The sequence below is a fragment of the Draconibacterium sp. IB214405 genome (genome assembly GCF_033963885.1).
Taxonomy (GTDB): domain Bacteria; phylum Bacteroidota; class Bacteroidia; order Bacteroidales; family Prolixibacteraceae; genus Draconibacterium.
Map to the genome: position 1 here is coordinate 528,910 of NZ_JAXBMA010000002.1, position 21,034 is coordinate 549,943.

The 21,034-nt window shown below is 39.6% G+C and carries 17 protein-coding genes; 8 read left to right on the top strand and 9 right to left on the bottom strand.

From position 1 onward, the window contains the following. Positions 1 to 81: 81 nt before the first annotated feature. From SLH46_RS08620 to SLH46_RS08645, 6 genes are all read left to right on the top strand, one after another. Positions 82 to 930 carry an SPFH domain-containing protein gene (locus tag SLH46_RS08620; RefSeq protein WP_320280767.1) on the top strand — a complete coding sequence of 283 codons (849 nt, stop codon included), beginning with the start codon at positions 82 to 84 and terminating at the stop codon, positions 928 to 930. Positions 931 to 935: 5 nt separating this feature from the next. After that, positions 936 to 1,460: a hypothetical protein gene (locus tag SLH46_RS08625; protein WP_320280768.1), complete on the top strand. Its 525-nt coding sequence runs from the start codon at positions 936 to 938 to the stop codon at positions 1,458 to 1,460. Position 1,461: 1 nt separating this feature from the next. Further along, positions 1,462 to 1,635: an Arc family DNA-binding protein gene (locus SLH46_RS08630; RefSeq protein WP_320280769.1), complete on the top strand. Its 174-nt coding sequence runs from the start codon at positions 1,462 to 1,464 to the stop codon at positions 1,633 to 1,635. 502 nt (positions 1,636 to 2,137) lie between these two features. Further along, complete coding sequence (locus SLH46_RS08635) at positions 2,138 to 2,350, top strand: zinc ribbon domain-containing protein (protein ID WP_320280770.1); 213 nt, start codon at positions 2,138 to 2,140, stop codon at positions 2,348 to 2,350. Positions 2,351 to 3,193: 843 nt separating this feature from the next. Further along, on the top strand, positions 3,194 to 4,846 hold the full coding sequence (locus SLH46_RS08640; RefSeq protein ID WP_320280771.1) for a diphosphate--fructose-6-phosphate 1-phosphotransferase: 1,653 nt from the start codon (positions 3,194 to 3,196) through the stop codon (positions 4,844 to 4,846). Between the two features lie 327 nt (positions 4,847 to 5,173). Beyond that, on the top strand, positions 5,174 to 7,630 hold the full coding sequence (locus SLH46_RS08645; protein ID WP_320280772.1) for a DUF5686 and carboxypeptidase-like regulatory domain-containing protein: 2,457 nt from the start codon (positions 5,174 to 5,176) through the stop codon (positions 7,628 to 7,630). Between the two features lie 33 nt (positions 7,631 to 7,663). Here SLH46_RS08645 and SLH46_RS08650 read toward each other — a convergent pair whose 3' ends face one another. After that, positions 7,664 to 8,740, bottom strand: a complete 1,077-nt coding sequence (locus SLH46_RS08650) for a hemolysin family protein (protein ID WP_320280773.1) — start codon at positions 8,738 to 8,740, stop codon at positions 7,664 to 7,666. A 178-nt stretch (positions 8,741 to 8,918) separates the two neighbouring features. Further along, positions 8,919 to 9,683, bottom strand: coding sequence for a hypothetical protein (locus SLH46_RS08655; protein WP_320280774.1), 765 nt, complete (start codon positions 9,681 to 9,683; stop codon positions 8,919 to 8,921). Between the two features lie 248 nt (positions 9,684 to 9,931). On the opposite strand from SLH46_RS08655, the gene SLH46_RS08660 reads away from it, so the two are divergent. Next, complete coding sequence (locus SLH46_RS08660) at positions 9,932 to 10,666, top strand: toxin-antitoxin system YwqK family antitoxin (RefSeq protein ID WP_320280775.1); 735 nt, start codon at positions 9,932 to 9,934, stop codon at positions 10,664 to 10,666. A 443-nt stretch (positions 10,667 to 11,109) separates the two neighbouring features. Here SLH46_RS08660 and nqrF read toward each other — a convergent pair whose 3' ends face one another. From nqrF to SLH46_RS08690, 6 genes are read right to left on the bottom strand one after another with little or no spacing between them, the layout of a single operon-like run. Continuing rightward, on the bottom strand, positions 11,110 to 12,381 hold the full coding sequence (nqrF, locus tag SLH46_RS08665) for an NADH:ubiquinone reductase (Na(+)-transporting) subunit F (protein WP_320280776.1): 1,272 nt from the start codon (positions 12,379 to 12,381) through the stop codon (positions 11,110 to 11,112). Positions 12,382 to 12,403: 22 nt separating this feature from the next. After that, positions 12,404 to 13,021, bottom strand: coding sequence for an NADH:ubiquinone reductase (Na(+)-transporting) subunit E (gene nqrE / locus SLH46_RS08670; protein ID WP_320280777.1), 618 nt, complete (start codon positions 13,019 to 13,021; stop codon positions 12,404 to 12,406). Positions 13,022 to 13,045: 24 nt separating this feature from the next. Continuing rightward, on the bottom strand, positions 13,046 to 13,690 hold the full coding sequence (locus SLH46_RS08675; RefSeq protein WP_320280778.1) for an NADH:ubiquinone reductase (Na(+)-transporting) subunit D: 645 nt from the start codon (positions 13,688 to 13,690) through the stop codon (positions 13,046 to 13,048). 5 nt (positions 13,691 to 13,695) lie between these two features. Further along, positions 13,696 to 14,394 (bottom strand): NADH:ubiquinone reductase (Na(+)-transporting) subunit C, encoded by a 699-nt coding sequence (nqrC, locus tag SLH46_RS08680; protein ID WP_320280779.1) that lies wholly within the window; start codon positions 14,392 to 14,394, stop codon positions 13,696 to 13,698. Between the two features lie 16 nt (positions 14,395 to 14,410). After that, on the bottom strand, positions 14,411 to 15,592 hold the full coding sequence (locus tag SLH46_RS08685) for an NADH:ubiquinone reductase (Na(+)-transporting) subunit B (protein ID WP_320280780.1): 1,182 nt from the start codon (positions 15,590 to 15,592) through the stop codon (positions 14,411 to 14,413). Positions 15,593 to 15,621: 29 nt separating this feature from the next. Then, positions 15,622 to 16,968: a Na(+)-translocating NADH-quinone reductase subunit A gene (locus SLH46_RS08690; RefSeq protein ID WP_320280781.1), complete on the bottom strand. Its 1,347-nt coding sequence runs from the start codon at positions 16,966 to 16,968 to the stop codon at positions 15,622 to 15,624. Between the two features lie 402 nt (positions 16,969 to 17,370). On the opposite strand from SLH46_RS08690, the gene SLH46_RS08695 reads away from it, so the two are divergent. After that, a complete protein-coding gene (locus tag SLH46_RS08695; RefSeq protein WP_320280782.1) occupies positions 17,371 to 18,657 on the top strand; it encodes a type IX secretion system plug protein in 1,287 nt (428 codons plus the stop codon). A 147-nt stretch (positions 18,658 to 18,804) separates the two neighbouring features. Here SLH46_RS08695 and SLH46_RS08700 read toward each other — a convergent pair whose 3' ends face one another. Beyond that, on the bottom strand, positions 18,805 to 20,886 hold the full coding sequence (locus SLH46_RS08700) for a sensor histidine kinase (RefSeq protein ID WP_320280783.1): 2,082 nt from the start codon (positions 20,884 to 20,886) through the stop codon (positions 18,805 to 18,807). Positions 20,887 to 21,034 lie beyond the last annotated feature (148 nt).

Sequence of the window (21,034 nt, forward strand, 5' to 3'; positions counted from 1 at the left end):
GCGGGTGCTATTGTCTATATTAAAATAATGTTTTACTTTAGTGATATCAAAATAATATCAAAATACTAAATAATTAATGTCATGGAAAAACAACATTCAGCTTTATCAGGTTACATGTTCCTGTTTTTGGAACTCTTTTTAATTGTAGTTATCATTCTTGGATTTATGCGGGGAATGATTGTTCCTGCGATTGTATTAATACCAGTGTTTATATTAATCGCAATTGGATTTACGGTGGTTGATCCAAATCAGAGTTGTGTAATGATTTTATTCGGTGCATACAAGGGAACCATTAAAACAAATGGTTTTTACTGGGTGAATCCTTTTTATGTTCGCAAGAAAATTTCGCTGCGTGCACGTAACTTCGACAGCGAACCTATTAAGGTGAACGACAAACTTGGTAATCCAATTATGATTGGGTTGGTGTTGGTTTGGAAGGTAGAAGAAACCTACAGAGCTGCTTTTGGTGTTGATGAGTTCGAGCATTTTGTTGTGGTACAAAGTGAGGCTGCACTTCGCAAGTTAGCCGGTATGTATCCGTACGATAATATTGAAGATGAAAATGCCAAAGTAACTTTACGCGACGGAACTGAAGAAGTTAACGATCAGTTGGAGAAAGAGATTATTGAACGTCTTGAAATTGCAGGTATACATGTAATTGAAGCCAGAATTAACCACATTGCTTACGCCCAGGAAATTGCCCAGGCCATGTTAAAACGCCAGCAGGCTACTGCAATTGTGGCTGCCCGTTACAAAATTGTTGAGGGTGCAGTAAGTATGGTGGAAATGGCTCTGGATGAATTAAGTGAAAAAAGTATTGTTGAGCTTGATGAGGATAAAAAAGCAACCATGGTAAGTAATTTAATGGTTGTATTGTGTGGCGATAAAGATGCAACGCCTGTGGTGAATACCGGATCACTTTATCAGTAATCAAAATGAAAAAGCTTCTTTTTAAAGAAGAACAGGAATTTGATAGACGGCGGCTGTTGCTTTTAACGATTGTTAGCTTGGCGGCCACCGGTATCCCTTTTTTCAGAGGAATATACTTTCTGATGGCGGAAAACCCACCCGGCGATAATCCGATGGGCTCCGAAGGATTGATTGTATCAGGTGTAATGCTTTTGGTTGTGGCAGTTATTTTTACAATGCTGTTCCGCGCCAAACTCAAAACCAAAATTACTGTCGATACACTTTCAATCAGTTTTCCGCCAATGAAAGGGAAATGGAGAGATATTGACCCCGGAGAAATTGAACGCTATGAATTGCGGGAATACCACCCGAAACGAGAATACGGAGGACGAGGTATTAAACGCCGGTTAAGGAAAGGTAGTGCATGGACCGTATCGGGAAGAATTGGACTTCAGTTATACATGAAGAATGGCAAAAGATTTCTGATAGGTACACAAAAACAACAGGCGCTAGAACATGCCATGCAAAAATTGATGGAAAAGGAGGAGTAGAATGGCGAAGAAAAAATCGTTTGTATTGCGCGTAAGTCCAGAAATGCTGGAAGCTGTTGAAAAATGGGCAGCCGACGATTTCAGGAGTATGAACGGGCAAATTGAATGGATAATACATAAAGCATTAAAAGATGCCAGACGACTAAAAAAAGCTTCAGACGATGGGACGGTATGATCACATAAAATCCAGAAAACAAAATCAACCGACTAAATTGTCGAGGGTACGGAATATTATATTAATACTTGTTTTGGCTTTGGCTATTGGCGGATTTATCATTCAAGTATTATTGCAGATAAAAGAAATAAACTAATAATTATTGGAACAAAAGATGGGTAGATATGATCATTTAAAGGTTGAGAAAGAAATAAAAAAGAGTAAACAAAAAATGGTTCGTGAAATAATAACCGTAATTGTTATTGCATTAGTCATCAGTGGGTTTATTCTTCAGGTAGCGATACAGTTAAAAAAGTAACAGGTAACAAAACTTATCGAAAATGGGAAAATATGATTATTTGAAAGATGGCAATAAAAAGAGGTTTAAAACGAGATTAACCTATGAGCAAAAAAAGTTTATTCTGGCACTTGTGATCGTATTTGTAATTATTATAATTCAGTTAGTAATTTATCTGAAAAGCAAGTACTGATAAACTGAAAACAATACAAAAAACAGAAAATCATGAAGAAAAATTTCAGTTGTCCCAAATGCAGTAGTTGGGAATACGAAGAAGATGCAATCAGAACAACCGGTGCCGGATTTACCCGATTTTTTGATATCCAAAATCGAAAGTTTATAGCCATTTCCTGTAAACGATGTGGTTACACCGAATTGTACAAAGCCGGAAGAGGAAGTACCGCAGGAAGTATTCTCGATTTCCTTACATCATCGTAAACAATTAAACAGTTTTATCAGAATGATAGTACTTGTTCCTGAAAAGGGGCAGGTTTTTTTGGATCTATCCTAAATGCGTAAAGTAAGTTCAGTCAAATTTCCTGTATCAGAAAAGTGAACTACTACTTCTATTTTTCCTGCCGGAGGCCATCATTTTTGCCTTGATGCAAAAAAAGATGCAAAAAAATCAAGGCTGCTTTTGAGTTTTCCGCTCCATTTTCATAAAACCCAAATTCGGACGGGTGATCTCCTCAATTCTTCGGAGCTTCCCGCTCTCATTAAGGTTTTATTTCAACTCCGGGAAAAGCCCAAAAGAGGCCGGTCCACTCCTGCATAGTAAATATACAACGATATTGATCGAAGCTTCGGCCTCGGCCGGTGAGCCGGAAAACAAACGATGACAGCGTTAAAATAACTGATGTCTGAGGAGGTACGACGAGTTTCAGGAATTTTAGCTGGCATCGTGTAGCTTTTCCGAGAGAATCGGGCGCAGCCTTGAGTTTTTTGTTTACTTTTTGTCTCAAGACAAAAAGTAAAATCCTCCCGATAGGGTAATTGATCTTAGCTTGTTTTTGAAGATTTCGATTCGCATGTTGATGAATCCAAAACAGCATTTAATCGCTTTAAGCGAAATTGGGGATGGCATTTTGTCAATTCCCTTTTAACTTTACTTTAAATCGTTTCATCCTGTTTTTTCAACATAGGTTTTCATCGCAAATTCCCTTATTTTTGGTCTGCTTAAAAAATTAGAAATCAATAATTAATAATTACTAAAGCCGGTTAACCGGTTTAAGTTTTGTTCCGGATGATTGTTTTCAACTTCCGGCTAAAAAATAAACAGACATGAGTATTAGCGCATTACAAAAAGAAAGGGCTAAATATCAGCCTAAACTACCTAAATCGTTAAAAGGCGACGTAAAATTGGTTGAGGGTGCAAAAACCGAATCGGTTGCCGACCAGGCAGAAATTGCAGAACTGTTTCCGAATACATACGGAATGCCATTAATTACTTTCGAAGCTGCCGATGCTGCTGCCGAAAGACAACCTGTTAATGTTGGTGTAATCCTTTCAGGAGGTCAGGCTCCGGGTGGACACAACGTGATTTCAGGTATTTTCGATGGAATTAAAAATATCCATCCTGATAGCAAATTATACGGTTTCTTAGGTGGTCCCGGCGGATTGGTTGATCACAAATACATGGAACTAACTGCTGATATCATCGACGAGTACCGTAACACCGGTGGTTTCGATATTATCGGTTCAGGACGTACAAAACTGGAAGAAGAAGCCCAGTTTGATAAAGGTTTGGAAATTGCAAAAGATTTGAGCTTAAACTCATTGGTAATCATTGGTGGTGACGACTCAAATACAAATGCTTGTGTATTGGCAGAGTACTATGCGAAAATCGACGCAGGTGTTCAGGTAATTGGTTGTCCGAAAACAATTGACGGTGACCTTAAAAACGAAATGATCGAAACTTCATTTGGTTTCGACACCGCTACAAAAGTATATTCAGAGTTGATTGGTAACATTCAGCGTGATGCCAACTCAGCTAAAAAATACTGGCACTTTATTAAACTGATGGGACGTTCAGCTTCTCATATCGGTTTAGAGTGTGCTTTGAAAACGCAACCAAACATCACTTTGATTTCGGAAGAAGTTGCTGAAAAGAAACAAACTTTAGGCGAAGTAGTAGATTATATGGCTGGTATTGTTGCCAACCGTGCTGCTGACGGTAACAACTTTGGTGTTGCGCTTATTCCTGAAGGTTTGATCGAGTTCATTCCTGAAATGAAAGTGCTTATCTCTGAATTGAACGACCTTCTGGCTGAAGGAACTGACACAGAGAAAGAATTTAAAATGTTGAAGAAAAGTCACCGTAACGAATGGGTAGCCGGTCAACTTTCTGAAACTTCATCAAAAGTATTCAGCTCACTGCCATCAGGAATTGCAACTCAGTTGACTTTAGATCGCGATCCACACGGAAACGTACAGGTGTCGTTAATCGAAACTGAAAAATTGCTGGGTGAAATGGTTAAAACCCGTTTGGATGAAATGACAGAAGCTGGTGATTTCTTAGGAAAATTCGGAACTCAGTACCACTTCTTCGGTTACGAAGGCCGTTGTGCAGCTCCATCTAACTTCGATGCTGACTACTGTTATTCATTAGGTTATACTGCTTCCATACTTATTTCAGAAGGAAAAACAGGTTACATGGCTTCAGTGCGTAACACAACATCTCCGGCTGACGAGTGGATTGCAGGTGGTGTTCCTGTAACTATGATGATGAACATGGAAAAACGTCACGGTCACATGAAACCGGTAATTCAAAAAGCGCTGGTTGAATTGGAAGGTGCTCCTTACAAATACTTCGTTACAAAACGTGGTGAGTGGGCAACCGGAACTGAATTCGTTTATCCTGGTCCTATTCAGTATTTTGGTCCAACTGAAGTTTGCGATCAAACAACAGAAACATTAAAATTAGAGCAGGCTTAATTAGCTGCTTTAAAGTACGATATACTAAAAACCTCTCCGGCTTTGTCGGAGAGGTTTTTTATTTTTCGGCTTTGTCAACAAAAAGGTGGGAGGGTGGTTCTTAATAAAAGTTAAAAATTAGTACGATATTTGATAAGAATAAATTTTGACATAGTGATCTTGATTACTTTCGTTAAGTATTTAAATATGTAAAATCGCCACGAAAACAATTATCTTGAATAGGTAAGCATTTTTATTTGTAAAAAGAAAACATAGTGATTTGATTCTCTTTATCTTAGCTAGTAATTAGCGGAGCCATGAGATAAATGAGGCAATTGCTTATTTATTATGGAAAACAAAATCAGATTAACAATACTGTTTCTACTATTTGTTTTTGCATCCAGTGCATCTAATGAAGCCACCGAGCTGTCAGGATTTGTATTTGATAAAGAAACAAAAGAGCCCATTCCCTTTGTAAACGTTTGGATTAAAGGAACTACCCGCGGTACCATGACCGATGCGGCCGGGCACTTTATATTGTCGGCTGCCCTTAACGATGACATTATTTTTTCCTCTGTTGGTTACGAGAGGCAGGAGATAAAGTACACCACAAGTGTTAAAACGCCAATGGATGTGCTGTTGGAGCCTGATGTTCAGCAGATAAGCGAGATCAAAGTCAGGCCCGAAGAATCGAGGGCAAAGGTTTTGTACCGGAAGATAATGGAGCACAAAAAGGAGAATCGTGATAAAGTTGAAAATTATAACGACTACAAAGCTTTTGAGCGAACTTCGGTTTATATGGCCATCGATTCTACATCGAAAGTAAACCGGATTATTCCAAATATGAATGAAGTAACCATGAAAATGGATGATCAGGATATTCGGTTTTCGCCCATTTATATGGCCGAGTTGGGAACTTTAACCAAGGATAAAAAAGATAGTATCGTTTACAATAAAAAGGATGGAATTTTTCCGAAACTTAATCAAACCATTGAAAGTCTGATTTTGCTGAATGTGGTGATCGACCTCGATTTTTACAAGGATCAAATCAATATTCTAGGTCGCGGAATAATCTCGCCACTTAGTAATTCGGCACGTTTGCACTACGATCTTTATTTGAACGACAGTACCATGATCGACAGTGTTTGGTACTATAACTTCTCGTTTACACCAAAAAATAAGTACAATCCTTTGTTTACCGGGCGATTTACGGTTGAGGGGAAAAACTTTGCACTTACCAGCATTTACGCTTATGTGCAGGAAGAAGCGAATATCAACTTTGTAAATGGTTATCGCTCGAATGTACAGTACCGACAAGATGAAGATGGAACCTGGTTTTACGACAATCAACAGATCAGTCTGAATCTGTCGTTGATGTTGAATAAGGATACCGTTTCGAGGTACGGTTCGCAACGTATCGATCAGATTTCGAGTGGAAACTGGATGGTGAATAAGATTACGCAGTATTCTACTTCAAACCATCTCGATGAAATTCGGGGTTACAATTGGCGCTCGCAACCGGAGTTTGCCACCAGCCTGATGTCGGACGGAACCTACGAACGCGTTGATAAGTTAAAGGAAAACCAGGTGGTGAAAGGTATCGACGCAGTTGGGGGAATGGTGCTTACGAGTTATATAGATCTGGGGAAAATTGAACTTGGACCGGTATTCGATATTTATAGTACCAACGCAATCGAGGGCCAGCGTTTTTCCATGCCCTTCCGCACGGGGGAAAAAATGTGGGAACGTTTTACGGTTGGTGGATTCTTGGGTTATGGTACCCGAAACAAAGAATTAAAATACGGACTAAATTTTGGCTGGCAGTTAACTCCTGACGATAAGTTTATTTTGCGTGGAAGTTATTCCGACGACTATAACCTGGTTTCGCAGGATAAATACCTTCGCTTTATAAAGAAAAACCCGAATACTCGTGGTAACGGAAACTTTATTGCTGCCATTACTTCGCGCGAGGAGAATCCATACCTGCAACAAGAGAAGAAAACTCATGTAAATTTGGAGTACAATACCGATAATATCATTCTGGAAGGAGGAGCTTATTATTCTTCCAGTCACAGCACTCCATCGATTCGATATGTGAACAATGGCGTTGATTACAATCATTATTCGGCTTATGGTGCCTTGTTTAATGCCCGTTTGGCATTCGGCCAGTATTACGACCAATACTATTTTATGCGTGTTTACTACATCGATCAAACGCCGGTAATTAACTTAAGCTGGGATGTAGGTCAGGCTTATGTTCCGGGTGATAACACACCTGATTTTGGCATGTATTCGCACTTTCACGGTTCGGTAGTTGGTAAAGTAAACTGGGGACCAACATTTATGCGCTATATGGTTAACGGTGGTTACCTGTTTGGCGATGCTCCGTATGATTTATTGGATATGCCGGTAGGTTCGCAGTCGCTTGGATTTGCCAAATACCGCTTTAACCTGTTACACCAGGCATCTTTTGCACACAATGTGTACACCAATGTGCACCTCGATTGGGTCGGCGGCGGAATTATCTTTAATAAAATACCATTATTTAATCGTTTAAAATTACGCGAGATGGTATCGTTAAAAGCACACTACGGAGACCGAACAAGTGCTTACAAACCAATATTTGATCTGCCGGAAGCCTTCTCGCAGGATTTAACGGTACCATATGCCGAGATTGGTGTGGGAATAACAAATATATTTAAAGTACTACGTGTAGAATATATTCATCAGCTGGGAGGCACTTACATGAACAGAAGTTTCACCGACAACAGCGGAATACGTTTCAGAGCGGAGATGAGTTTTTAAAACGGAAATATTTAATCCGGGAGAGCTGGCTGTTTAGTCCTTTTCTTTTGATTTTTCCCATTGTTCGCGGGCCAGTTTTTGCATGTCAACGACTTTGTCGGTTTCATCAACAATTTCAAGCCCGAATAAGGTTTCAATTACATCTTCCATGGTAACCAGGCCAACAATGGTCCCAAATTCGTCGGCTACCATGGTCATGTGTTGTTTCTCCAGAATAAACACATCAAGTAATCCGGCAACAGAAAGGTTGTCCTGCACAAAAAGTACCTTCCTTTTAATTTCAACTGCCTTGCGCGAGTGTTTATCGGCTGCAATATTCTCTAAAATGGCATCCTTCAAAATAAACCCTGTTATGTTATCTGTGGTCTCGCTGTAAACCGGTATGCGCGAAAACTGGAAGGGATTATATTCTTTATAGATTTCACCCAATGTTTGATCTTCATCCAAGCTAAGAACCACGGTTCGTGGTGTCATGATGTCTTTTACGACCTGATTTTCGAGACGTAGTAAATTCTGAATGATCGATTTCTCCTCCTTGTCGATAGCTCCGCTTTTTAATCCTGCATCGGCCATTGCAGCAACATCAGCACGATTAAGTACACTTTTCTCACCATCTCGTTTTATTAGGTGCGTAACCCATTTGCTTAACCATACAAACGGCGCAAGCAGTATCATCAACCCTTTTAACGAACGAATAGTAAAAGGAGTGAGCTGTTTCCAATAAGTTGCACCAATGGTTTTCGGTATAATTTCGGATAGTATAAGAATAGCCAACGTCATCAATCCGGCAATTAGCGACTCATAAGTCACTTCAAATAGGTAGAAGTTGATCTTTGCCGTACCAAAAAGTTCTCCTGCCTGAACACCCACACCAATGGCACCAACCGTATGCGCGATGGTATTCAGGGTTAAGATGGCAGATAACGGGCGGTCGATATCATCTTTTAAACCACTAAGGCGTTTGCCAAGACCAGGTTTTTCCATTTGCATCCGGCTTACATACGATGGTGTAACACTTAGCAAAACGGCTTCCCAAATGGAACATAGAAATGAAAATATGATGGAGATGAAAAAGAAAAAGAGTAGTGTCGTCATATTCCGATAGAGCATGTTTTATACGAAAATACAGAAATATTCCGATAAATTTTCTTTCCGCAGCAAATCACTTAAACGACCTTTTTAGTTGAAAATGCGCCTTTCAATTGTTTTGCTTAAAAATAAAAGGAGAGACTGTTTGAACGAACAGCCTCTCCTTGTCCCTACTATTTAAACCAGGTGTCAACCGGCATTAAAAGTGTTGAACCAATGCCGATCTCCACCACGAAAAATGTGTCGTTTCAAGTTCCTGCTGCGTGGGGAAGGGGTAATACAGGTAGTTGTCCTTATCACCAATAAAAAAGCCGCTTTCTATAGTGCGGTATGGTAGCTCGCTGTGGCGCACCCGTAGAACTGTTTTTGTAAGTCGCTCTTCAGAATGATGCAATTTTATCAGGCATTCTCGCAGGTGAGCTGGGTTTCGATAAGGTAAATTTTTGATGGGTAAAGTTGGATCGTTGGCCAGATCATTCAGTTGCAGCTCGATAAAAAACAACTTTGGAACCGATACCGGTTTTGATGTATCGGTTAAAAAGCCAATAAATTCAGGCGGATTGAGTTTACTCGCTACCATGGTAGAAAACGGATTGTATTGCTGGTAAAGGTGAATACCTTTCTTTTCAGTCTGCGCGTATTGCGATTTAGTTAGCTCAAGTACCTTGCCATCGTCGGTTACCAGGTAAAGGTTTGTAAGCGCTTCAAGAGGTACTTTTTCAAAAACCCTGTAGATCGAAAGGTAAACCGATCGTTTAGGTTCACCGTTTTCGTATGGCACCAGCTTTTCATCCACATAAGTTTCCGGCAGATCAGTTTTAGTTGGATCAATTTCGAAAAATACCGATTGCGAACGCAGGTTTTTTTTGGTTCCAACGGCCATATAATTGCCAAAGTCGGATGGAGTGAGATGGGAAGCTATTAACGATTCGGGAGTGGCTACGAGGTAATAATGTTTTTCCATGACTATATCTTTTAAAGGTTAGCAACAGGAAATCAGACAAAAATAACAATGGTTTTCTGAACGTATTTTGCGTTTTTGTGTACGTATTTTAGGACATTTGGTTTTGAGCTTTCTACTAATATTCTCAGTGTAACAACAACTTAACGGTGCTGGGGCGTATTCGATATAAAGTTTATTTCGCGCGGTTTATGGATTAAAACCAACAGCAAATATTATCTTTAGTAAAACTTTAAGCCGATACCTCTTTTATGAAAAGGATTATCTACTGTTTCTCAGCCTTGTTGCTCATTTTAATGGCCTGTAACAGCACTCCACAAAAAAGTGAAGAACAACCAGCATCCGGGGAGGACGATGGTATTCAGGTGGTTCGTAAACCTTACCGAAACTCTGAGCAAATTGAATACGAAATACCGGTTGTAAAAGGGACTCAGATAAAACACGGAATTCAGAAACGTTATTATTTACACGGCAGTTTGTATTCGACAATTCCTTATGTTGCCGGCGAAAAACAGGGAGTGGCTTATACGTATTATAAGGCTTCGTTAGAGGAGGAGCCACAAGTTTGGAAAGAACAGCCTTATGAAAATAACGTGTTACACGGAGTTTGTAAACGTTACCATCAGGATGGAGCTTTACAGGCCGAATATGAATATAAAAACGGATTGCGCGCTGTTGGCCTGAAAGAATATCGTGAAAATGGTAAAGAAATTAAACAACCAGAGCTGATAGTTACCAAATACCGGGTAGCACAAGGCTATTATATTGCTGCCCAACTATCGGATAACAACAAAAACGTTGACTACTTTATTGGTGAATTGGTGGAAGGTAAATACCTGCCCGCTAAACCAAAAGCCTTACAGGTAAGAAGTGGAATAGGGGAGATTGTATTGGAACAAACCAGTGGGAAAGTTACCATCACTGCTGAGTACTCCACTCGCTACCGGAATAAGGGAGTGGTTACTGCCAGTGTTAATTTACCCTGAATAAAATCTCCGGATGGTTTGAGTTAAGCAGAGTTTTGACGGAATCAGGACTAATCCAGAACAATAATTTCCTTGTCCAGAACGATGCCGGACATGTCCACAGGGTCTCCGAACTTGTCCGGAGTGATGCTGGAATATTCCATAACGATTCCGGACTAGACCATGAAGGTTCCGGAACAGTCCACAATGATACTGGAACATTCCATAATCTTATCTGAATACCTTAATCTAAACGTTGCATACAAATGGGAACCACAAGATTTTGTTATTTCACGCAGATGACGCAGATTTCCGCAGAAAAACTTTCACCTTACCGGGTGAATAAAAATCAGCGATGATCAGCGATATCTGCGTGAAACCCTAGTCGGGGCAGCGCATTAAAAAAGCCACCCCTCAAAAAGAGAAGTGGCTTTGATATATCTAAGTTTGATAACTTCGATTGATTACGATCCAAAGTCGTCGAACAATACGTTTTCGTCAGGAACGCCCATATCGTAAAGCATTTTCTGAACGGCATCGTTCATCATTGGTGGTCCACACATGTAGAAATCAATTTCTTCCGGTTCTTCATGCTGGCTCAGGTAGTTGTCGTGAATTACCTGGTGAACAAATCCTGTTTTGTATTTAATATCCAATTCATCGGCTGCAGGATCAGGACGGTCAAGTGCCAAATGGAATTCGAAATTCGGGAAGTTTTTCTCGATCTCTCTGAATTGATCGTAGTAGAAAACTTCTTTCCACGAACGTGCACCGTACCAGAAAGTAACTTTCTTTTTCGATTCTTTAACCGTGTGGAACAAGTGGAATAAGTGCGAGCGCATTGGCGCCATACCTGCACCACCACCTACGAACATCATTTCGCTATCGTTGTCTTTCAGGAAGAATTCTCCGTAAGGACCCGATACAGTTACTTTATCGCCCGGTTTCAGGTTGAAAATGTATGAAGAACAAACACCAGGATTAACTTTCTTAAATCCGTTGCTTGCGCGATCGAACGGTGGAGTTGCGATACGAATGTTCAACATTACAATGTTACCCTCTGCAGGGTGGTTAGCCATTGAGTATGCACGGAATGTTGGTTCCGGGTTTTTCATAACCAGATCGAACATACCGAATTTTTCCCACTCTTCGCGGTATTCTTCTTCAATATCCATGTCCTTAAAGTTCACGTCGATTTTAGGAACATCGATCTGAATATATCCACCCGATTTGAAATCAAGGGTTTCGCCTTCAGGCAATTTAACCACAAATTCTTTGATGAAAGTAGCCACGTTGTGGTTCGATACCACTTCGCATTCCCACTTCTTAACACCAAGAACCTCTTGTGGAATTTTAATTTCCATGTCTTCTTTTACTTTTACCTGACAAGCCAAACGCCAGTTGTCGTTTTGCTCTTTACGGGTAAAATAACCGGTTTCGGTAGGCAGGATAGAACCACCACCTTCTTCAACCTGGCAACGACACATTGCGCAGGTTCCACCACCACCACATGCCGATGGTAGAAGAATTTTATTGTTACCAAGTGTCGATAACAGTGTATTTCCCGGTTCTGTTTCAATTTCCAGGTCGCCTTGGTTAATGCTAACCTTTACACTTCCTGATGGAGTAAGTTTCTTTTTGGCGAACAAAAGTAAGGCCACCAACAGAATAATTACGCTCAGGAAGAAAACAACACTGGTAAGAATTACGGTTGATTGTGCTGACAATAATATCATCTTGCTAATTGTTTTTTGATTTTTACAATTTAATTCCGCCGAATCCCATAAATGCCAATCCCATTAAACCGGTTACAATAAATGTAATACCAAGTCCACGTAACGGGCCAGGAATTTGTGAGTATTCGATCTTTTCCCTAATAGCAGCAATACCAACGATTGCCAGCAACCAGCCAACGCCCGAACCTAATCCGTAAACGGTAGCTTCGCCAACGTTAATAAAAGCTTTTTGCTGTAGGAATAACGATCCTCCAAGGATAGCACAGTTTACTGCAATAAGCGGAAGGAAAATACCCAACTGGTTGTACAACACAGGAGCAAATTTCTCCACAATCATTTCCACCAACTGAACCATTGATGCAATGATGGCAATAAACATGATAAAACGTAAGAAACTAAGGTCTACGTCGGCAAAACCTTCGCCTAACCAAACCAAAGCACCTTCGTTTAATACAAATTTCTCTAAAAGGTAGTTAACCGGAACAGTAATGCCTAACACAAAAACTACAGCAATACCCAAACCGGCAGCAGTACTTACTTTTTTCGAAACAGCTAAATAAGAGCACATTCCGAAGAAGTACGCAAATACCATGTTTTCAATAAAAATTGACTTAACAAATATATTAATCAGATTTTCCATTTGAATTTTGTTTTTGCGTTAGAATTAATCTTCGATCAGTTTGCGGTTGCGACTACGCTGAACCCAGATAATTACACCAACAACAATAAGTGCCATTGGAGAAAGTACCATCAGTCCGTTGTTTTCGTAGAATCCACCGTTTGCAATGTACCAGCTGTCAGGAATAATTTTAAAACCTAACAATGATCCTGATCCAAGCAGTTCGCGGAAAAAGCCAACTACAATAAGAATAAAACCGTAACCGGCTGCGTTTCCAATTCCATCGAGGAACGATTGCCATGGGCGGTTACCCAATGCAAAGGCTTCCAAACGACCCATGATAATACAGTTGGTAATAATCAATCCAACAAATACCGAAAGCTGCTTACTTACATCGTAAACGTAGGCTCTCAGAATCTGGTCAACCAAAATTACCAGGGCAGCAATTACTACCAGCTGAACAATGATTCGGATACGATTAGGAATTGTATTTCGTAATAATGAAATAATCACGTTTGCAAATGCCAATACAGCCATTACCGAAATTGCCATAACAATTGACGGCTTTAGTTGTGCAGTAACAGCCAGCGCTGAGCAAATACCCAAAACCTGTACGGTAATTGGGTTACTGTCGTTTAACGGGTCCGACAGTAATTTTAAATTTTTCTTTGAAAATAATGGTTCGCTCATCTCTCTTAATTTTTATTCTTGTTTAAGAATGCTTCATATCCTGTAAAGTCGTCTTTTAGCATCGCTTCAAGACCCTTACTTGTAATTGTACCACCTGAGATACCGTCAACCTTGTGAATTTCAGGAGCAACCTGACCGGTTTTAGCAACCAGAATAGAAACCATTTTACCTGCTTCATCAAAGATCTCTTTACCTTTAAATTGCACTTCGAAGGCTGAAGTTGATATTTCAGCACCCAGTCCCGGAGTTTCTCCTTCGTGATCGAAGTTGGCACCGAAAATGGTGTTCATATCGTCGCTTACCGAAACATATCCCCAGATAGGTCCCCAAAGACCGGCTCCGTATACCGGAAGTACATATTTGGTTCCTTCTTCTGTATCGCAAACAAATACCGGAAGTAGCATTTCGTCGAAACTCTTAGCACGTTCCTTTTTTAGGTCGGTTGCGAAAGCGTCACCGTCAACTTTTTCACCTTTGGTATTCACCAGGTATTCGTCAACAATTTTTTCAGCGTAAATAGCTTCTGCTGTTTCTGCTGTACTTTCGATATTTACCGATGCCAGGATATTTTGTTTTTTCTCTATCTCAACGTTCTTTTTCTGCGCTGGCTTTAATGCCATTGAAACCGAAGCAAGAACGGCAGCCACAATAATTACCATAATGGCTGCATATAAAAATGTGTAAGTATTACTATTTCTGTCCATCTTTTCTTCGTTTTAATTATGCAGAAACTTTAGCTCGTTTTGTTCTTCTCTTAACATGACTTGCTACCACATAGTGGTCGATAGTCGGAGCAAATGTGTTCATCAGCAGAATAGCCAACATCATACCTTCAGGGAAGGCCGGGTTGATAACACGGAAAATGATGGCCAGAATACCGATAAGGAATCCGTAGATCCATTTTCCTTTTTCGGTTTGTGATGCCGAAACCGGGTCGGTTGCCATAAAAATAGCTCCAAACATAAAACCACCTAAAATTAAGTGATGCCAGAAAGGCATTGAGAAATAGGTAGCAACTTCAGGCGATAAACCTGCACTGCCCGAAACGGCGTTAAGGATAAGTCCCATAACTGCACCACCGGCAATGGTTGATACCATAATTTTCCAGCTTCCGATTCCTGTTATAATCAATAATACAGCTCCGATAAGGATTGCAAGTGTTGAAGTTTCACCAATTGATCCCGGAATAAAACCAAAGAATGCATCGGCTACACTGTAGTTTAAGTTTCCGGCAGCAGCATTTGCCATTGGAGTTGCTCCTGAGAAACCATCAATTACTTTATCAGTATCTTTTAATGCGATCCAAACCGATTCGCCCGACATTTGAGCCGGATAAGCGAAGAATAGGAAAGCACGTGCTACAAGAGCAGGGTTCCAGATGTTCATTCCGGTTCCGCCAAATACCTCTTTACCCAAAACAACTGCAAAAGCTGTTGCTACTGCAATCATCCAAAGCGGTGTATTTACCGGCATAATCAATGGAATAAGCATACCTGATACAAGGAAGCCTTCCTGAATTTCGTGACCACGAAGCTGAGCGAAAACAAATTCGATTCCCAACCCAACTGCATACGATACAATTACGATAGGAAGTACTTTAATTAAACCAAACAGGAAGATTTCGAAAAATCCTGTAGCGGCTAATTCGCCAATGGCTTTAAAATGTTGTACTCCTACGTTGTACATTCCGAACAACAAAGCCGGAACCACCGATAAAACAACAATCGACATGGTACGTTTCAAATCGATGTAATCGTGAATGTGTGTACCCGTTTTCGACGTGGTTTTCGGTGTGTATAAAAATGTAAAGAATCCGTCGTGTACCGATTGGAGCCAATGGTATTTGCCTCCCTTCTGAACCAGCGGTTCTGTCCTTTCAAAAAAGTTTTTTATGAATTTCATCTTAAAAGACTAAATAAGTTACGTAATAATTAACCAAGCTCTTTGATCATGGTGTTAATTCCTTCGCGTAAAATTTTCTGAACTTCGATTTTTGAAGTACAGGCGTATTCACACAAGGCGAAGTCTTCTTCTATCACTTCATAAATACCAAAGTTTTCCATTTTGTCGATATCGTTAACCAGGATTGCCTTTAAAAGGTATACCGGAAGAATATCCATCGGAACCAGTTTTTCGTATTGGTTCGACAAAACAAAAGCGCGTTCGCCACCATGTATGTTGGCATTCATTGTGTACTCTTTTTTCGGGAACAGTTTTCCGAAATAGGTTTTGGTAGCACTGAATTTACTGAAACCTGGATCGGCCCAGCCTAAAAATTCATACTCATCACCTTCCGGAATAACACTTACCAATGAGTCGTAATAGCCAAGGAAACACTTTTCTGAAACTTTTTCGCCGGTTAGTACATTGCCGCTAATGATACGTTTGTTGTAGTCTGTTTCAACAAGTTTTCCACCAACAAGATCTTTAATCGGAGCTCCCAAAACAGTTTGTACATATTTTGGTGCTTTTACCTCTGATCCGGCAATTGCAACGGTACGTGTAAAATCAACTTTTCCTGTTTCAAACAGTCGGCCGATAAACAGTACGTCCTGCACGTTGATTGTCCAAACAACTTCTCCTTTGTTAATAGGATTCGTGTTGGCGATCTGAATTCCTACGTTTCCTGCAGGGTGAGGTCCATCAAAAGTGTTTATAACAGCATTTTTTACCGACGAAAACGCAGAACCGGCCTGAACGCCAAGGTTTACTTTTCCTTCAGTAAGTTTTGCTAATGCATTTACACCTGTTTGGAAGGTATCCAACTGACCATCCATAACAAAATTGTAATCCGGCGCCAAAGGAGCCGTGTCAAATGTTGAAATGTAAATGTCTTTTGGTTGTTCTTCCGGACTGGCGACAATACCGTATGGACGTTTTTTGATAAACGGCCATAAACCACTTTTTAAGATTTGTTCCTTCACCTCTTCCGCCGATAAACCTGATGGATCAGCTTTTGTAAATTCGGCTGAACCAACTTTTTCGTCGGTCGAAATAACTACTTCCAAAATCTTACGACGCTCACCACGATTGATCGATACTACTTTTCCTCCAAGAGGTGCTGTATAAAGAATTTCTGGATGATATTTGTCGTAGAACAAAGCATCGCCGGCTTTTACTTCGGCATCAACTTTAACACTAAGTTTTGGAGTAAGTCCCGGGAAATCGGTGGGTTTCAGAGCTACTGTTGCCGGAACCGGCAATTTTTCGAGTGCCTTTTCTGCACTTCCTTTTAGCTTTATATTAAGCCCTTTCCTTAACTTAATTACTTCTGACATATCGAATTAAGAATGTATTATTTTTAAGTGTGCAAAAGTATTAATTTAATCGGCTTTTCGCAATGGTTTATAGTAAAAGTTCAATACTTTCAAATATGAAGATATGTGTATGTTGTGGTGTGTTTACTATTTTATTGATAATTAGAATATTGTGAAATGATAATTGATGTTATTTATCTTCAGATTAAATTAACATGTTTTGAGCGCTTTTTTGCGTGTTTAACTATAATATTTATTCACTAAATCCTGAAATTTTTACTTTTGTTTTTGAATTGAGATACGAATTGCAGATTTTTACGTTTTATTGAAAACTAACAGGTTTTTTGTGTCGTATGTTTTACTCGATTTTATTTTGATAGCAAACTGTAAATCAGGCCGACACAATTTTAAACGATTTTACCAATGAAATACTTCATATTCACATTTGTGTTTTTTATAACGAGCTGTTTTTATGTAAAGGGGCAGGAGGAAAATTTTTATTACGAAGATGCCAATTACCGCGAAAACATAAAAACAGTTCAGGCCTATCGCGATGGTTTTGAATTGTCGAACCCGATTATGGGGTTAAATGAAGACATGACCCTTGTGTTTAAATTCGACGATATGTCGGAAGGTGTAAAAGATTACTATTATACTGTTATTCATTGCGATGCCGACTGGAATGAAAGTTTTATTTCGCAGGAAGAATATATCGATGGATTTCTTGAAAATCCGGTTGATGATTATGGCATGTCGTTTAACACTACTTTTAATTACGTAAACTACAAAATCGAAATTCCCAACGATAATTTGAGGTTTAAACTCTCGGGTAATTATGCTTTGGTTGTTTATGAAGATCAGGACAAGGAAAAAATAGTATTGTCACGTCGTTTTCATATTTACGAAAATGCAGTTCGTATTGAAGGAACTGTGCGGCGTGCCACACTCGATGCATTTAAAGGAACAAATCACGAAGTGGATTTTAAAATACACCATCCTAATTTACCCATCTTAAATCCACGCGAAGAAGTAAAAGTGGTGATTATGCAGAATAATCGTTGGGACAATGCCATTCGAAATTTAAAGCCATTGTACATTCGCGAGCGGGTGTTGGATTATGATTACAATCGTGAGAATGTTTTTCCTTCAGGTAACGAATTCCGTTATTTCGATAACCGCACAAACCGAATGAACGGCGAAAATGTGATTGCCACCGATTTTCACCGGCCATATTATCATAAAACCCTGCAAACCGATGAAGTGCGTGCCAATAAACGCTTTTTCTCGTACCAGGAAATGAATGGAATGTACGTTATCGAAAGTCAGGATCAGGAAGTGCGCGATTATGATACCGAATGCGATTACACGTTTGTTCATTTTACACTGCCTGTTGAGGCACCGCTGCTTGGCGGATCGGTGAATGTATTTGGTGGCTTAACAAACTGGAACGCAAACAAAGGGAACGAAATGACCTATAATTTTGATCGCGGGCAGTACGAACTGACATTGTTGCTTAAGCAGGGTTATTACAACTACATGTATGTTTATGTGCCGCAAGGATCGACTGTTGCGGATCATACAAACATTGAGGGAAGTTTTTGGGAGACTGATAATGACTACCAGATAATGGTTTATTACCGCGATTTAGCCGGAAGATACGACCGCCTGGTTGGTTATGCCCAGTTAAATTCGGTAACCAACAGGTATTAAAACTCTACAACTTTATTATTTGAATTTCGAATGATGATTAACGGATAACGAATGAAGAAGTGGACTTCATATTCAAGGTTAATCAGTTTTCTATAAACTTTTTTCAATGGAAATCTTACGTGTGAACTTTGTGGCTCAGCTGAATTGCTAGCTAACGATTTTCATGTAGCCACGTCCTTCTTTAAATGGAAGGGTAAACCAGAAATTACTGCCTTTATTTACTTTTGATTCAAACTCCAGTTCTCCACCAAGAAGTGTTACATAGTGTTGGGCAATCGGCAAACCAATTCCCGAGCCGGATGTGCTTTGGTTTATACGGTTTTGTACGCGGTAAAAACGACTAAAAATGTGCTCATAATCTTCTTCAGGAATACCGATGCCGGTGTCGGAAACATAGAATTTGATAAAGTCGTTTCGTATCATCTCAAATCCAAATGTTACCTGACCCGAAGTGGTGTATTTGACCGCATTGTCGACCAAAATTGTAATCACCTCTTTTAAAAGATCCTGATCGGTTGAGAAACCAAACTCCTGTGTTGCGACATCCGAATTTAAGCTTATTCGAATATCTTTTGAATCGGGCAAATTCGAGAAATAAGTATTATAAACATCACGTAATACCAAATTAACCTTGCAGAAAGCAGTATTTACTGGAATGTTTTCGGTCTCAATTTTTGCGAGGTGAATGGTGTTGTCAATCATATTCAGCAACTGCTGACCATTTTGAGTAATGTCTTCGGTAAGTTGAAGACGTTCCATTCCTTCAAGCGATTCATCAGCCAACATGCGTGTAAAGTTGGTAATGATGTTCATTGGAGTACGAATTTCGTGTGATAGGGTGGCCAGGAATGCCGATTTTAGGCGATCTGATTCTTCTGCTTTTGCCAGCGCTTTTTCCAAACCAAATTCTGCTGTCTTCCTTTTGGTAATGTCGCGCGCAACCGAAATTACTGCATTGGCATTTAATTTGGCCAGTCGCATCTCGAACATAAAAGTACCGTTGGGCGTATTCAGCGAGTATTCGATGGTTTCAATTGAATTGGTTTTAATACAATGCTGAATGCAGGAATAAATTTTTTGCGCCATTTGATCGGGGAATCCTGCACTGAAAATTGAACTGCCAATAATATTACTGTCTTCAATTTTAAACAGATCACTTTCTTTAATTACAAAGTCTTCGTAAATACCATCCTTGTCGATTACAAAGAAAATATCAGGAATGGCTTCGAGTAGAACTTTGTAACGTCGTTTGCTTGCCTCGAGTTCCGCAATTTCCTTTTTCGTTTTGGTGATGTCCTCAAAAACAAGGTAGTACACATTATACATCGGATTGATAACATGTACTTTGTACCATTTGTCGAGATTGGCCGCATGAAATTCTGATACCCTTTTTTTATTGTAGAGTACCATTTTATTTACATCGAATCGGCCTTTAAAAATCAGATCGAAAACATACTCGGCCTCTTGTTCCTGTACTTCGTATAAATTTCGTTTAAATGCTGCTTCAAAAGCATTATTAATCTTTTCTACCAAAAGACTGGTGATATTTCCGTCTTCGTCGCGTACTGCTCTCAGTCGCGAAATAAGAAACGACGAGTTTTGTACCACCCGGTTAATACCTTCGTTTTGTGTACTTAATTGCTCTTTTAAAGCATCTATGTGAGAGATAAGCCGTTTGCGTAGATAAAAAGTAACAAGGAAAAAGGCTGTAAAAATTAGCAGCGGATTACTTGCAAAAGGATAAAAATAAGTGAACGCATCAGTTAGGTGGTCCGCCTTATATAAATGAAAACTTATCAGGGCAAGCGACACAAAAAAGTACAGCACCACCCTGGTTTCCATCAACGAAAAATAGTAGAGGAAAACGAGCCCCGCCATCAACCACCAAACTGATAAATGTATGGTTTCGATTAATGGTGCATGTTGGGTGAGGTCTGAAATGTAATAGGAATAAAGAAAAATAGGGAGAGCAAAAATTGAATTAATAGCACAACTTTTCCGTCCGTTAAAACCACATACAATCGCTAAAATTGAAACTGATAAAAGTAAAAGGATACAAACCAACGAACCGTCATTATCGGGAGTCACCAATTGTTTTATGGACAAAATAAGAGATACAACACCCACAACTCCCCAAAATAATAGAAGTTGAAAAAGCTGCGTTTTTTCATTTTCTTGTTTAGCAGCCCAGAATCTTTCTGCTAATATTTTATTTATCCTCTTTAACAATAATGTAAAAATATTAAAAAAGCGATACGTCTCGCCAAATCAAACGGTTTTTAGGGGAAATATTGTCAAAATGGGAAACTGAAAACCTGATTTTTGTCTCGTTTTTGAAAATGCATATGTTAAATCTCTGGTTTTAAGATGATTGAAA